The organism is Priestia sp. 53B2, assembly GCF_056099005.1.
Window position 1 is genome coordinate 1 of record NZ_JBLZXA010000008.1, and the last position, 13273, is coordinate 13273.

The following is a 13273-nucleotide window of genomic DNA, read 5'->3' on the forward strand; positions in this document are numbered from 1 at the left end:
AGGTATATTGTTTATTACAACCACAAACGAATAAAAGTAAAATTAAAAGGATTGACCCCTGTAGAATACAGAATTCAATCCTCATTCGCTGCTTAGATAAAGGGTCTAACTTTTCGGGTTCAGTTCAAAAGAGGTAGCTTTTTTTAAAATTGAATTAACAGTAGTCGTTAGATAATGCTTTATTGCATCTTGAGTAAGTTGCTTAATTTAATAAACTGTATTCGTAGACAACATATTCACCGCTTTTTCTAACAGTAAAATATCTTCTTCAACCATTCTTTTCACATCGTCGAGATCAAGTTGAATATATTCTTCTTTTAAACGTTCTAATTCCCTGACGAACAGGGATCCCGTATAGTACCTATAGTTTGTCACTAATATTTATCCCCTTGGTGTGCTCTTAATATATGTAATTCCCCTTTATTTAGATTAACAACCAATTAAAGCAGGATTTATAAAAAAATAATCCTTACCTGATGTAGGCAAAGGGTTTTTAACTTTATTAGAGTAGGGAGAATACGTTATTAGTGTGGCCGGATTTGTAGTTTCATATACATACAACGTTTTATCGTTCTACTTTGATGTTAAATCAAATTTATCTTCTTTACCATTCCATTTTATTGTCACATGAAAAGGAGCGCTGCTGCTTTGAGTCGAACACCCGCTGCAGCTCTCATTTAAATTAATTTTCCCTTCTGTCTCGTCATCCGTACCTGATAATTTACTTGTTTCCCCTTCCACAACATAAGAAACTTTTCCTACTTTCTCCTTGTCTTTTCCTTTATAGATGATACTGCCTTGCCCGTTTTGAGTATTCTCTCCTTTATTTAAAAGATATAAAGCTTTCCAATGATCTCCTTCACCTTCGAAACGCATACTTTCTTCCTTGCTACCACAGCTACCCAATACTAATAAAAAAATAGATATAAGTCCTAAAAACAAAAACTTCCTTTTCAATTTAAATCCTCCTACACGGTACAAAAGTATCCAAATATCCTATTAGATGATTTTCTGTTATGATCTGTTCTTTTTTTCAAGTAATTTAATTAATCTATTATTTTGATTCACTATCGTTCTTAGCTTAGCTTCTAACGAACATAACGTGACAAAGACGGCTATAAATCCTATAATGACAAAAAACATATTAGCTGATATCCCCTATACATCATCTTATTTTTAAACTAATATCTATATAATAACATTTTTTCTATATTTTATATTTTGATTTTGTATATATTCTTAGCTAAGATACTGCAGGATGAGACATAACGAAATGACTTCAATCTAAAGACATAGAAATGAGATACATAAGCTGAACCGCTTCTGACATCGCAGTTGATTTCCGTGCAAGACTTCGCTTTCCGCGGGCAGCCGATGAGCCTCCTCGTCGCTTGCGCTCCTGCGGGGTCTTATCTGTTCCGCTTTTCCCGCAGGAGTCTTCGCCTTGCCCTCCAATCAACAGCTAGAAGGAACGAAATAGATGAAACCTATGTTCACCATAACAAAAAAAAAGAACCACTAATCAAAAATTTTGATCAATGGTTCTTTTTTCACTTCAGCTAAGATACTTTTGTCCCAGCCTCTTCTAAAGTATTGTTTTTATAGCTAGATACACTGCAGCAATCGATGCAAGAACGATAAGTACATTTAAAATACGATGTTGAGTAGCTAAGTGGCCTCGCTTCATTTCTGCACGAGTCAATGGTTTCTTTTCATCATGATTTCCACTCACTATGTTACATCTCCCATCTTATTTAGTTATTGGTTCCATTAATTTAAGCAATAAGCTGATCTTTGTTAGCTGCTTCTTCCTTTTTTACTTTCCCTCTACATAAGATATAAAAAACACTACAGGTAATAATCGACCAAATAAGGTTAGCTCCTGGTTCAGTGTTAGCTACCTTAAACAAACTTGGTATAGATTCGAAGACAGAATCGTCCGTTGTAAGGAACAGAGCCAGAAACATATTATTTGCTGCATGTGCTCCAATCGTAATTTCTAAACTTTTTGTTTGAATGGCGATATATGTAAGAGCAAAACCAGCTATAATGTAGTCCAGTCCGACTAATATAATAGATTTATTCATTTCAGGATTAGCAAAATGGCCTATTGAAAACATTAATCCAACAATAATAGCAAGTAAAATGGGGCGTTTCACTTTCTTGCTCACCCATTGGAGAAGAAGCCCCCTAAAGAACATTTCCTCCGTTGTTGTTTGAATAGGTACTATTGAACTACCCCCACTTAGCAAGCTTGAAGTGGGGGATTCCTAAAATCTCCAAAGACTTAGGAGCCCTTCCCGTTCAACGGGGTCGGTTAGCCATACAAATTATAGAAGTGTCCCTTCGGGACAACCACACATACAGCTCTTTCTATGTAAGCAAGCGCTTGTAGCGGGTACATCAACCTTCATTTGTATAGAATCGTTTGAACACCCTTGTAATGCGCCCAAACCCTAGAAAATCGCTATCTGCTCCGGTAGCGTTAGTAAGTATTTGGTACAAGAAGTTCAAGATATATTACTTATGCAAAAGCTTTCTTTAAATGTTTACTTTCTTTTTCTGTTAATTCTTTATGTGTAAGATTGATGTTACCAGATGGTTTATTTACATCAAACAGTTGATAGAACACTTCCGTTCGTACATTTAACTTTTTGTTTAGTGTCCACCACTGCTTCCAGTAGGGTAATTGATAACGTACAATATGATGACGAAGCACCTGTGGTGCTTTTTCTTTGTAGCCAAGACCTTTTCGCCCAATCTTTGCTTTTAGTTGTTTAATTGTGAGATCCAGATATTGATGCTCAAATAAGTAGGTATTCATCCAAATGAGAGAACAACTCTTACATTCTAGTGAAATAAGTCCACTAGAATGTAAGGCGTAGTTTCTATTTTTAGGAAACCGTAGGTTTCCTTCGACACAGCTATCTTTTATCTTACGAAGAGTGGTCAAAAAGGAACGTTCTTTTTTTAGTTTGTTCTTTTTCTTTTTAATCTTTTCGTCTGTTTGCTTGATATACAGCTTATTTAGTTCGGTTTGAGCTTTTAGGAGAGCTTGAGATTCGCGTACAATGCTGTTTGCCATGTAATCATTGACGCCAAACTTTCTCTTCATGACTAAGTGAATACTTTCCTTATGTAGTTCACGTTCCCACCGTTTTTGACGAATGAGTGTTTGAAACGCAAAACGCTTAGCGCAATTAAATACCTTGCTTAACATTGCCATTTCAGCTACTGTAAGGACGTTTACATCCTCTTTCCAAATACGCTTTCTTCATTTGTCTCCCCCTTACGAACTTATGTTCTACTATTTAGTTAATAGTTTATAACAAGAGAGGGAAATATTTCAACTAAAAGTCAAAAAATATTAAAAAAGGCCGATTCATCCCCCACCTACTCGCTGGGCTACGCCCGTTCCGCTCCTTGAGGTGGGGGTCTTCTCGGCTAAAATGAAAAATCCAACATATGTACACAATATGAGATAACAGAAAATCAAGATTAGCATTGATTCCTACAGCAACTCCACTATCGAAATCAAAGTATGACTTTCCACTTTCATCAGCTGCAACCATAACCATGTCAGCGATAATATAAATAATCGATCCTAATAGCATGAACGCAGAAGCCAGTATCGTTGTGCTCAAATAACGCTTCCAGCCATTTTTTCCTTCTTCCACATCTAGATAGTTCTTCATTTTATTCTTACTCCCTCAGCATTCTCTTCTCAATCAAATATTTCTTCTCTACTTCGTTTTCGTCTAGGCAATATATAAATTTATTAGGACGAGTAGCCCTGTACATATTTTAAATAGCCCTTGTTTTTACCGCTGACGTAGCTCTTTTCAAATGACACTGCCTTTAGAGATAAATCCAAAGAGACTGCCAAAGCCAGTAAAGCATCACTTTATTTATCCCTTGATTCTTCACACAGAATTCCTTCTTCTTTTCTTACTTAGCGTCATGAAAGCCGTTAAAAAATAGCTTTTTCTGAAAGAAGACTAGACAGCAAATCATCTTGAACAGTTATATGTTGCTCATATGTGCCCGCATACACATAATTTTGAAGAAAGTACTTGCTACTAAAGAATATATATCCTAAAACAACTAAAATAAATATTTTTTTCAACATTTTCCTCACCTTTTTATTCAAACTTTTCCCCTCATGGCCGTTACCACAGCACCTAAGAGTTTATCCATAAACAACTTTTTTAGTTTTTAAATTAGCAATCAACTTATATAACACTATAAAATGTATATAAGTTACAATAATATTACATTATTATTACAAATGTAACAACAATATTATAACTAAGAAAAATAGGATAATCAATATGAAGTGTCTAGTAAAACAGATAAAATTGCTAGATTCGTATCATGCATGTAAATAAATCGAAAACTTTTGGAAAAAGAGTGTTAGTTATCCCGCAGGAATATTTAAAGAAAATAATTAAGGTACAATATCCCCTTAATGAATGCGCCTCTTTAAGAAGTATCCACCCAAAGTATGGTTTCTCTTTTTCTTTTAAAGGGAACTAAATCCTAAAATTCAACCTTAAAAGGAGACAATCATGGTTACAATTGAATCAATTATAATAGGCATTGTATTTATCCTTATTCAACTATACGCATTAACGATTGTCGAACGTTCTCCGATAGGGGAGCAAAAGCTGCTCTCATTATCAGGTGGTGTCGCTATTGCTTATGTGTTTATTTATATCTTACCGACGCTTCATAAGAAACAAGAAGAATTTGGAGGATCGCTGGCCCTTGATACTGAACTATATTTTCTTGGTCTTCTCGGCTTACTCGTCTATTTTTCCGTTTATTCATTCGCTCAAACGAAGGCAGCCACACACCTAACGGAACTGACCGTTTATATGGTACAGGCGAGTTTCTTTATGGTTTATTCTTTTATCATTTCTTATGTTGTGTTCTCAACCGATGTCAAGCGAGTTGAATCACTATTCTATGGATTGGCTATCAGCCTTCACTTTATCGGGTGGTCCTACCATCTAGGAAAAAAACATCCGCGCTTACACAAAACTAGAGGTCGCTATATGCTGGCCGGAGCAACTTTTCTTGGATCAATCATGGGCGTCTTCGGGCCCTCATCCGGCCTGCTTATTGAGTCGATGATCGCATTTAGTTCAGGTGCAATGTTATTTAACGTTATCAGTAAAGAACTCCCTTTTGAAAAACACGCGCACCTGCCAACCTTTTTAATCTCATCTCTTGTCTACGCCGCTACAATGATTTCGTTGAAAGTTTTTTTTGATTGGTAATTAAGTGGCGATAGAGCAATAGATTTTTGGTCTAATACATTAGGTTTTCCAACAGTTGTGATATAAAAATTGCCAATTTACTGAAATCAAGAAAGAAGGCCTTTGAACATCTTGGTTGTATCTATGGGGACATACTACACTGGGTCTCTGGCTCCCTAGAAATTTTTCTTCGTTAGAAGAAATAAAACAAGTTGATAACACAGACTCATGAAACTTACTTTTCTTTCTCCGAGCTCCTCACTTAAACTTTACAGCCAAAAAGTTGTATGAACTCTATCAATTCGTAAAATATCTACGTTTAAAACAATAAGTAAAGGTCTAAACAGTTTAAAAATAAAAAATCCACTAATTAGGGATTTCTCCTCTAATTAGTGGATTTTTCTTTCCTCGTAAGGAGTGGAGAGCTATTTTATGATGCCCTCACGGCGTCTTGGCTAGTTTGCTCAAGAGATAAGCCTTTATTCATTTACAAAAAAAAAAATTCATAACAGGTAGTAAAAACATATAAATATAGTAAGAGATAAATTGACTAAAAAGGTGATTATTATTTTTCGAAAAATACCGGTTGTTTTTGTGGGAAGCTTATTGCTAAGCATCGGAATTAATGGATTTTTAGTTCCTCATTATTTGTTGGATGGAGGAACAATTGGAATCGCTCTCATCCTTCACTATTATTTTGAATTCCCCACAGGTGTAACGATGATTATTTTAGGTCTCCCATTATGTTGGTTTGCTTGGATTTATGAGCGGCATTATTTTTATAATAGTTTTTATGGGCTAATTATTTCTTCTTTATTGATTGACTGGCTAGAACCTATTAAAAACCAGTTTCAATTTTCTATTTTTTCTAGTGTAATCCTTGGAGGGATCTTTATTGGGACAGGGGTTGGTCTTATGCTTCGATATGAGACAAGCACTGGAGGAACAGATTTACTAGCTCAACTAATATCAAAAGCTTTTTCTTTGAACATAGGGATGGTTATTTTAATTATAGACGGTTTGATTATAACAGCAGGTCTTCCTTTACTAGGACCTAAAACGTTTCTTTTTTCATGTTCAACAATTTTTATAGGGGGATTGACGACTTGGTTAATTACTAAAAAAGAGTAATTTGAATTATAAAATTAGTACCTTCTATCTCCTGTTTTTTTAAAGGTTTCTTTATTTTTACAAATAAAAAAAGACCATCTCTTCCCACTCCAAAGAGATAGTCTTTCTCTATAAGTTGAATTAACAATAGTCGTTAGCGGATTCTCTATTGCATCTTGAGTAGCTTGCTCTAATTATTAAACATTAGCCTTAACATTTCCACCTATAATTTTTCAAACTTTCCTCTAGAAGCTATGTAGGATGCAGCTAAGTAAATAACAACTAGAATAGGAAAGGAATAAATGTACCTCCAGTGCAGCGGTTTATAAATACCAATCCAATTAAGCAGTGGAAGGCCAATAAAAGCACCTATTGCTGAATAAATCAGTGCTTTGATTACAGGGTTAATTTTAGGCTTTACTTGTATAAAAAATACCATGGAGATGGGTAATAAAAATAAGTCCCAGGGCAAATAGTTAGAAGTTAACGGAAATACTTCATATCGGTAATCCCACAGGCCTAAAAAGTCTCCAATCATATCAAGAAATGAAGTAAAGATAGCTACAAAAAGACCGGTGTATAATAAACGATCCGTACTTTCTTTTTTTCTGAACTTTATAAAAATTATAATCATGACCAGTATAAGTAATACTCCTAACCACCATCTCCAACTAAATACTGTATAGTCTAACCAAATATGAAGTTTTTCATCATTCAGCTCTTTTTGCTTTTCGAAATAGGTATCATAAATGGATTCTTTATTTTTCATTCATTTTTCCTTTCAACGTTAATACCTTAGATATTTGCAATATGCTCAGATAATATGTATTTTAACGTGTTAATTCTGATAAAATTCATTATAGAAAATAGCTTTCTATATGATGGTATACATTAAAAAGACAAGAACAGCTACTCAACAGAGTGATCAGCTGTTCTTGATGAATGCTTCAATTCGAAACAATAAGGACTTCCAAATGAACGCTTTATGGCATCTTGTATAGTTTAAAAAGAGTAAGAAATATTTATCTGCATAAAAAATAAAGTGTATTAACGTCTTTTTGAGGAAATACTAGGATCTCAAGAATCCGAGAAATTATGAAAACCCCCATGGCTTTTGACTTCAGGGAGGCTGACTAAATGAAAAAGCAAAAATGTATATGAAATTCCTTTAATTAAAAATTGCTAAATACTCGCTTTCTAAGATCACAATTGAATTTGATTTTGTTGGTCATTTGAATGTTGGTTTTGTTGATTTTGACTTCCGGATGCTTGAAACCCTTGTGATCCAAATGGCTGTTGAGCTTGTTGGACAGCTTGATTCATCTTCTGCATAGTTTGATTAGCTTGGATACCTTGAAGAGCCTGATTCATAGATTGAATCGCTTGTTGAATATTTTGTTGAATTTGTTGGTCTGTTTGCTGCATCTGCTGCTGAGCCTGAGAACTAAATGATTGCATTTGCTGCATTAAAGAGTTAGAGCCTTGGCTGCTTTGAGAATTCTGTTGTGATCCTTGTTGAGACATTTGCTGAATGTTTTGCAATTGAGATAAGTTTTGGCTTAATTGCGAAATTTCTTGGCGAATGCTCCCTAATTCTTGCCCTAGCTCAACGTCCGTAATTTTAGTTCCAAGTAACTGAGCCTCTTTTTGTTTTTGCTGCTGATCTTGTTGTTGATTATTTTGAGTCATATAAAATCCTCCTTAAAATAGATAAAACGTACTTCTTTATACTTTTCCAATTCTTCTATAAACATACATACTAATTCATAAAGAAATTTAGCTCATTTTTTCTACTATTAGCTATTAAACCAACAGCGTATAAAAACAGTATCTATGCACAACTTAAAATTATAGAATTGTTTCAATTCTAACTCTTTAATAGATAATAATGTTTATTCTTCAAGAAAAGAAAGACTTCAATTATCATGAGGTCTTTTTTCTTTATTACTTTCCAACATACCCACATGATTACAATGAAAGCCTACAGGTCAAATACTCAATTCCTGTAAAGATAGGGGTTCTAACCAAAAGGTAAATTAAAACCCCTATTTCACAAAAAATGCTATATCTCTACCTGCAACTTTGCAGGTAATTCATTAGTGAATTTGTTGATTTTGGTTCGACGACTGTTGTTGACTTTGTTGCTGTTGACCTTGCTGAATAGCTTGGTACATTTGCTGCATAACTTGATTAGCTTGAATGCCTTGAAGAGCTTGGTTCATAGATTGAATCGCTTGTTGAATATTTTGTTGAACTTGTTGATCCGTTTGCTGCATTTGCTGTTGAGCCTGAGAGCTAAACATTTGCATCTGCTGCATTAATGGATTTGATGCTTGGCTTGTCTGAGCACCTTGTTGAGAATTTTGTAGCTGAGAAAAATTTTGACTTAACTGCGAAATTGCTTGATGAATGCTTCCCAGTTCTTGTCCTAATTCAGTATCAGTAATATTCCCTCCAAGCAGCTGAGCATCTTTTTGCTTATAACGTTGATTGTTTTTAGTCATTCTTAAAAACCTCCTTAAAGTAGATAGAACGTACTTGTTTATAATTGTCTGTTCCTTGAAGAAAAATGTTTGGGAAAAATGAACAATTTTTTGTTCACAAGCTATTTATTATAACTGGTAGAAAAATGTTTATTTTGTATGGTTTTCTGCTGATTGTGAGGAATAAAAACATATATTCTATGTAAATTAAAAAGTGGAAAACACACTGTTGTCTCTTATTGTTTATTCGGGTCACTAGGAGTTAGCTGCAGAATAGCGATTCCTGTATGGTGAGTGATTTGTTCTAGCTACAAATTTTTATTTATTACGTTTTATGAAGAATTACATAATTATTTCAAAATCTTCTATCATGTGAATTCAAACAGTATCCTTTACAAGTAAGAAAGCCTTTATTTTTCTTTTCTACAAATCTTACATTTTTGATCGAACCTTTAATGTACGATTTTTAAAAAAAGATATTATATTAACTAAATTTTATAGAGGATACAAATAGAGCATGTGATGTTTATTATAGAAGAAGTTAAATTATAGGAGATTTACATAAAAGAAATTGTAGTTCATCATTATCATGCATTTAGTAAAACAGTAAAAAAAGAACCCTGCAGAGAGAGATTTCAACTCCAACTAAGGGTTCGCGGTATTAGCTTATCGATTTAAACAATTTTCATTAAGGAAGAAAGTCTTTAATAGCCAGAATCCTCTGATGTAAGGTTATCGAGCATTGTGTAATCATATTTCTGCAGGGGCTTTTCTGCTGGACCTTCTATAACTTCTCCTGTATAAGAAAATCTAGATCCGTGGCAAGGGCAATCCCAGGAACGTTCTCCGCTGTTCCATTCGACTTCGCAGCCAATGTGAGTACAGGTTGTATCTACAATGTGGAGTTTTCCTTCTTGATCTTTATAGGCTCCCTTTCGATGGCCTCGAACCGTAATTACAGCCCCTTCATCATTAGATAAATCTTCAGCTCTTATATCAGAGATTTCAAGCTTCCCTTTGATAAGATGGCTTACAACATCAGCATTTTCTACTAAGAAATTTTTCAAGCTGGGGTTTGCGTAAAAACGCGATGGCGAATATAAATCTTGATAAGCATTCTCTTTGCCTAGAATTATATCTCTGAATAAAAGTGCTGCTGCTGTTCCATTTGTCATTCCCCATTTTCTATAACCAGTAGCGACTAGTATATTAGGTTGACTAGAGGTGATTTCTCCAATATAAGGAAGTTTATCAAGCGTGACTAAATCTTGTGCTGACCAGCGATATACAATATTTTCTATATCGAAAACTTGTTCACCAAAATCCTTTAACGCTTTATAATGTTCCATTGTATCTTTTCCTTGACCGGTTTGATGGCTTTCCCCCGCCACAAGAATCATTTCCTCACCGTTAATGACTGCAGAACGCAGGGAACGTGTCGGTTGATCAGCGCTAATATACATTCCACCTGGATAAGCTTTTTTAGCTTTAACAGCAAGGATATAGGAGCGGTCAGCGTGCATTCTGGCAGAATAAAGTCCAAGCCCTTCATAAAAGGGAAAATGCGAGCAAGAAAGAACGTAGCTTCCTGTAACACGTATACCTTGTCGGGTAAGAACTGTTTGCTTATCCCCAGATTCAACATTCACTGCCGTTGTATGTTCAAAAATAAGCCCGCCTTTTTGTTTAATAGCTTGAACGAGGTGAACCAGATATTTAATGGGATGAAACTGTGCCTGATCTTTCATCACAAGGGCTTTTTTAACTTCCACGTTAAAAGGAATATAATCCGCCAATTCACCATCAATATTAAGTTCCTTATAAGCTTCTGCCTCTTTTTCAAGCTTTAGAGCATACTCGTCAGTAGTAGCATATATGTAAGCATCTTGCATGATGAAATCACAATTAATTTGATGATCCTCAACTGTTTGCTTAATAAAGTTTAAGGCATCTGTATTAGCCTCATAGTATAATCTTGCTTTACTTCTTCCAAAATTCCGAATAAACTCATCGTAGATCAAATCGTGCTGGGCAGTAACTTTTGCTGTCGTATGTCCTGTAGTGCCATTCAATAGTCTTCCTGCCTCTAAAACGGCAACCTTTAGACCTTGATTGACCAAAAGATAAGCAGAAGTAAGACCTGTAATCCCTCCGCCTACAATCACAACATCTACGTCCATGTCATTATCTAAACCAGGAAACTCCGGCAAATCAATAAAATCTCTCCAGTATGGTTCAGGCGCCTGAGGAAGCTGTTCTCCCTTGCGTTCATTATGAGTCACATTAAGACCTCCACTCAATATTTTGATAGTAGCGTTATTAGGTTTTCCATTTATTGAGAGTTCATACTTATTACATGAGGGATACAGCCTTCGCTATGTGAACTTATATTATTTTATAACCTCCATTCAAAAAGTCTTTAGATTCAAATCTTATATAGATAAAAAAGAGAGAGTCTATTTGAATTAGACTCTCTCTTTTTTTTAGAAAATATATATCATTGATGAAATGTCTCAAGAATGGCTAGACTTGCGGGAAGTAGAAAAGGATTCGATCTACACAGCTGATGCCTCTTCCGAAACAACCGAATATCTTCGAGTACAAAATCAATATTTCACTCATAAAATTGTAAAAGTTCTTACTGGAGAGTCATTAGATACTCTTAGTGATTGGGCACAGGACGTTGCCACAAAGAGGGCTCAGAGAGGCGATTCTCTTTACCATAGTATCCATCATTTTAAAAAATTCCGTTTAATTTTTCTTAAACGAATTGAATCATTTTTTTATCTTTATTCATCTAATATTACATACGAAGATCTTTTTTTATGGAATAAAGTAGTGAATGAAGCGTTTGATCGAATGATAGAACTCTTTACACTTTATTATGGACAAGTTTCAGAAGCGCAGTCTCAAGCTCAAAAAATGCTGATTTCTGAGCTTAGCACACCTGTTATTAGTATTTCCGATACAGTGGGTGTGCTGCCTCTCATTGGTCAGGTTGATGATTATAAGAATAGTGATTTTGCGAAGAAGGTTATGCTGCAAGCAAAAGAGCTCAATCTATCTTGCTTAATTATTGACTTATCGGGTGCACCTTCGATTGATACTATGATGACCAATGAATTATTTCAAGTTATAAAGATGTTGGACCTACTTGGAATTGATACAACCATCACAGGTATCCGTCCGGAAATAGCCTTAACTGCTGTTCAATTAGGAATAGATATGAGTAAATTGAGAACTTATGGAAAGTTAAAAGATGCGGTAAATAAGCTTTTGCATGAGTGATATTGAATTGAATTACTAAGCATTTTTTATGTCGGTTATATCACAAATAGACGTACCCTTTCTATTATGAGGAAACTTCAAGTACAAAGAGAACAAATAATTTATTTGTTCTTCCACTGCTAACATACTAATATGAAGAAAAAGAACTTTATATTAAAACCATTATTTTCACTCCTGTATAGAGACTACATTATGTTAAATGGGTACAAAAGCAAAAGGACTCCCACTTTTTAAAATAGAATAGTTCCTTAAAAGGTTATAAAGGAGCTGAACTCATGTCTAAACAAATAGAAGATATAAAAGAAATAAAGCTTTTAGATTCTCAAGTTCACTTATGTGAGGAGATTAGAAAATTGTTAAGAAAAAAAGAAAAAGAAATCTACCTTTTACACAGGAATATACAGAATATGATATCGTGCACATTGCTTTAAACAGACTAATGAGTGAATTAATCTCTAGACACTAAATATATATAGGAGCGCATTCAACAAGCAGATGAATAACTAATGTTAAAGAAGTCTGGATATTACTAGACTGCTTTTCCCCTTTCTGAAATCCGTTTTATGTTTATATCATATATCTTAAAAAACAGAAAAAACTACAGGTTCATAAGGAATCAGTAGTTTTTTCTGTGACATAATTAAAAGTTAGTTTTGATGCTTTTACATATCTTGAGTAGTTCACCCAAGTTACCAATAACTTATGTATTAAAAAGAAAATTTATTTCTCTTTCAAAAGACGCTTATTTTCTATAAACATAGAATATCCTGAAGGTCGAAATTAGGAATGGCATCTATTTCTTTAGTGATGGCTTTAAAAAATATATTTGAGTTCTCTTCTACTGTGAGTTAGCTTTTAGGACTCCTAATATTGACAGGTAGAAATAAAAAAAGCAGTATTGGGTGCATTCCTTTTAAGTTAGTCATATTCATCATAATTCTCGTCAAAAAGAAGCCTTTGCTAACCATAGCAAAGGCTTCTTTTTGACGAGCTTCTTCTATAAGTGATGTAAATGATGGAATCAATCTTAACATATTTAAATGGTTTGCACATTTTTTATTAAGGGCTTCCCGTTCTTATAATCCGTTTGATAGTAAACAAATAGTAAAGTATCTCATAAAAATAATTCAT

At 34.4% G+C, this 13273-nt stretch carries 15 protein-coding genes; 4 read left to right on the forward strand and 11 right to left on the reverse strand.

Annotation, left to right across the window (positions count from 1 at the left end; genetic code table 11):
- A partial coding sequence (locus ACN6NE_RS03250; protein WP_157842263.1) for an IS3 family transposase occupies window positions 1-96 on the forward strand: 96 nt, incomplete at its 5' end.
- A gap of 111 nt (window positions 97-207) precedes the next feature.
- On the opposite strand, the gene ACN6NE_RS03255 is transcribed toward ACN6NE_RS03250, so the two are convergent.
- From ACN6NE_RS03255 to ACN6NE_RS03285, 7 genes are all read right to left on the reverse strand, one after another.
- Window positions 208-375, reverse strand: a complete 168-nt coding sequence (locus tag ACN6NE_RS03255) for a hypothetical protein (RefSeq protein ID WP_153252171.1) — start codon at window positions 373-375, stop codon at window positions 208-210.
- A gap of 198 nt (window positions 376-573) precedes the next feature.
- Window positions 574-957, reverse strand: coding sequence for a hypothetical protein (locus ACN6NE_RS03260; protein ID WP_474324531.1), 384 nt, complete (start codon window positions 955-957; stop codon window positions 574-576).
- Window positions 958-1279: 322 nt separating this feature from the next.
- Window positions 1280-1459, reverse strand: a complete 180-nt coding sequence (locus tag ACN6NE_RS03265; RefSeq protein WP_129703500.1) for a hypothetical protein — start codon at window positions 1457-1459, stop codon at window positions 1280-1282.
- A gap of 126 nt (window positions 1460-1585) precedes the next feature.
- Complete coding sequence (locus tag ACN6NE_RS03270) at window positions 1586-1732, reverse strand: hypothetical protein (protein WP_165351634.1); 147 nt, start codon at window positions 1730-1732, stop codon at window positions 1586-1588.
- Between the two features lie 43 nt (window positions 1733-1775).
- Complete coding sequence (locus ACN6NE_RS03275; RefSeq protein WP_276319757.1) at window positions 1776-2252, reverse strand: CPBP family intramembrane glutamic endopeptidase; 477 nt, start codon at window positions 2250-2252, stop codon at window positions 1776-1778.
- 272 nt (window positions 2253-2524) lie between these two features.
- On the reverse strand, window positions 2525-3220 hold the full coding sequence (locus ACN6NE_RS03280; protein WP_129703502.1) for a hypothetical protein: 696 nt from the start codon (window positions 3218-3220) through the stop codon (window positions 2525-2527).
- A 130-nt stretch (window positions 3221-3350) separates the two neighbouring features.
- The gene (locus ACN6NE_RS03285; RefSeq protein ID WP_240702311.1) at window positions 3351-3695 is read right to left on the reverse strand and encodes a hypothetical protein; all 345 of its coding nucleotides are present in this window, start codon (window positions 3693-3695) and stop codon (window positions 3351-3353) included.
- An 873-nt stretch (window positions 3696-4568) separates the two neighbouring features.
- Here ACN6NE_RS03285 and ACN6NE_RS03290 point away from each other — a divergent pair.
- Both ACN6NE_RS03290 and ACN6NE_RS03295 read left to right on the forward strand, forming a co-directional pair.
- Complete coding sequence (locus ACN6NE_RS03290) at window positions 4569-5282, forward strand: hypothetical protein (RefSeq protein ID WP_129703506.1); 714 nt, start codon at window positions 4569-4571, stop codon at window positions 5280-5282.
- A gap of 525 nt (window positions 5283-5807) precedes the next feature.
- Complete coding sequence (locus ACN6NE_RS03295) at window positions 5808-6392, forward strand: YitT family protein (protein WP_080781595.1); 585 nt, start codon at window positions 5808-5810, stop codon at window positions 6390-6392.
- A gap of 202 nt (window positions 6393-6594) precedes the next feature.
- Here the strand turns inward: ACN6NE_RS03295 and ACN6NE_RS03300 are convergent, their stop codons facing one another.
- The 4 genes from ACN6NE_RS03300 to ACN6NE_RS03315 all read right to left on the reverse strand — a co-directional run bounded on the left by ACN6NE_RS03300 (window position 6595) and on the right by ACN6NE_RS03315 (window position 11034).
- A complete protein-coding gene (locus tag ACN6NE_RS03300) occupies window positions 6595-7140 on the reverse strand; it encodes a CBO0543 family protein (protein ID WP_474324533.1) in 546 nt (181 codons plus the stop codon).
- Window positions 7141-7574: 434 nt separating this feature from the next.
- Window positions 7575-8060: a hypothetical protein gene (locus ACN6NE_RS03305; RefSeq protein ID WP_129703510.1), complete on the reverse strand. Its 486-nt coding sequence runs from the start codon at window positions 8058-8060 to the stop codon at window positions 7575-7577.
- A 407-nt stretch (window positions 8061-8467) separates the two neighbouring features.
- Entirely contained in the window at window positions 8468-8875 is a 408-nt protein-coding gene (locus ACN6NE_RS03310; protein ID WP_129703512.1) for a hypothetical protein, read from the reverse strand.
- Between the two features lie 683 nt (window positions 8876-9558).
- Complete coding sequence (locus ACN6NE_RS03315) at window positions 9559-11034, reverse strand: FAD-dependent oxidoreductase (RefSeq protein WP_474325198.1); 1476 nt, start codon at window positions 11032-11034, stop codon at window positions 9559-9561.
- A 349-nt stretch (window positions 11035-11383) separates the two neighbouring features.
- On the opposite strand from ACN6NE_RS03315, the gene ACN6NE_RS03320 reads away from it, so the two are divergent.
- Window positions 11384-12142: an STAS domain-containing protein gene (locus tag ACN6NE_RS03320; protein ID WP_474324535.1), complete on the forward strand. Its 759-nt coding sequence runs from the start codon at window positions 11384-11386 to the stop codon at window positions 12140-12142.
- Window positions 12143-13273 lie beyond the last annotated feature (1131 nt).

Coding starts and splice junctions, on each gene's coding strand:
- ACN6NE_RS03290 (WP_129703506.1), top strand. CDS start 4,569: ATGGTTACAATTGAATCAATTATAATAGGCATTGTATTTATCCTTATT.
- ACN6NE_RS03310 (WP_129703512.1), bottom strand. CDS start 8,875: ATGACTAAAAACAATCAACGTTATAAGCAAAAAGATGCTCAGCTGCTT.
- ACN6NE_RS03280 (WP_129703502.1), bottom strand. CDS start 3,220: ATGTTAAGCAAGGTATTTAATTGCGCTAAGCGTTTTGCGTTTCAAACA.
- ACN6NE_RS03315 (WP_474325198.1), bottom strand. CDS start 11,034: ATGGACGTAGATGTTGTGATTGTAGGCGGAGGGATTACAGGTCTTACT.
- ACN6NE_RS03305 (WP_129703510.1), bottom strand. CDS start 8,060: ATGACTCAAAATAATCAACAACAAGATCAGCAGCAAAAACAAAAAGAG.
- ACN6NE_RS03285 (WP_240702311.1), bottom strand. CDS start 3,695: ATGAAGAACTATCTAGATGTGGAAGAAGGAAAAAATGGCTGGAAGCGT.
- ACN6NE_RS03300 (WP_474324533.1), bottom strand. CDS start 7,140: ATGAAAAATAAAGAATCCATTTATGATACCTATTTCGAAAAGCAAAAA.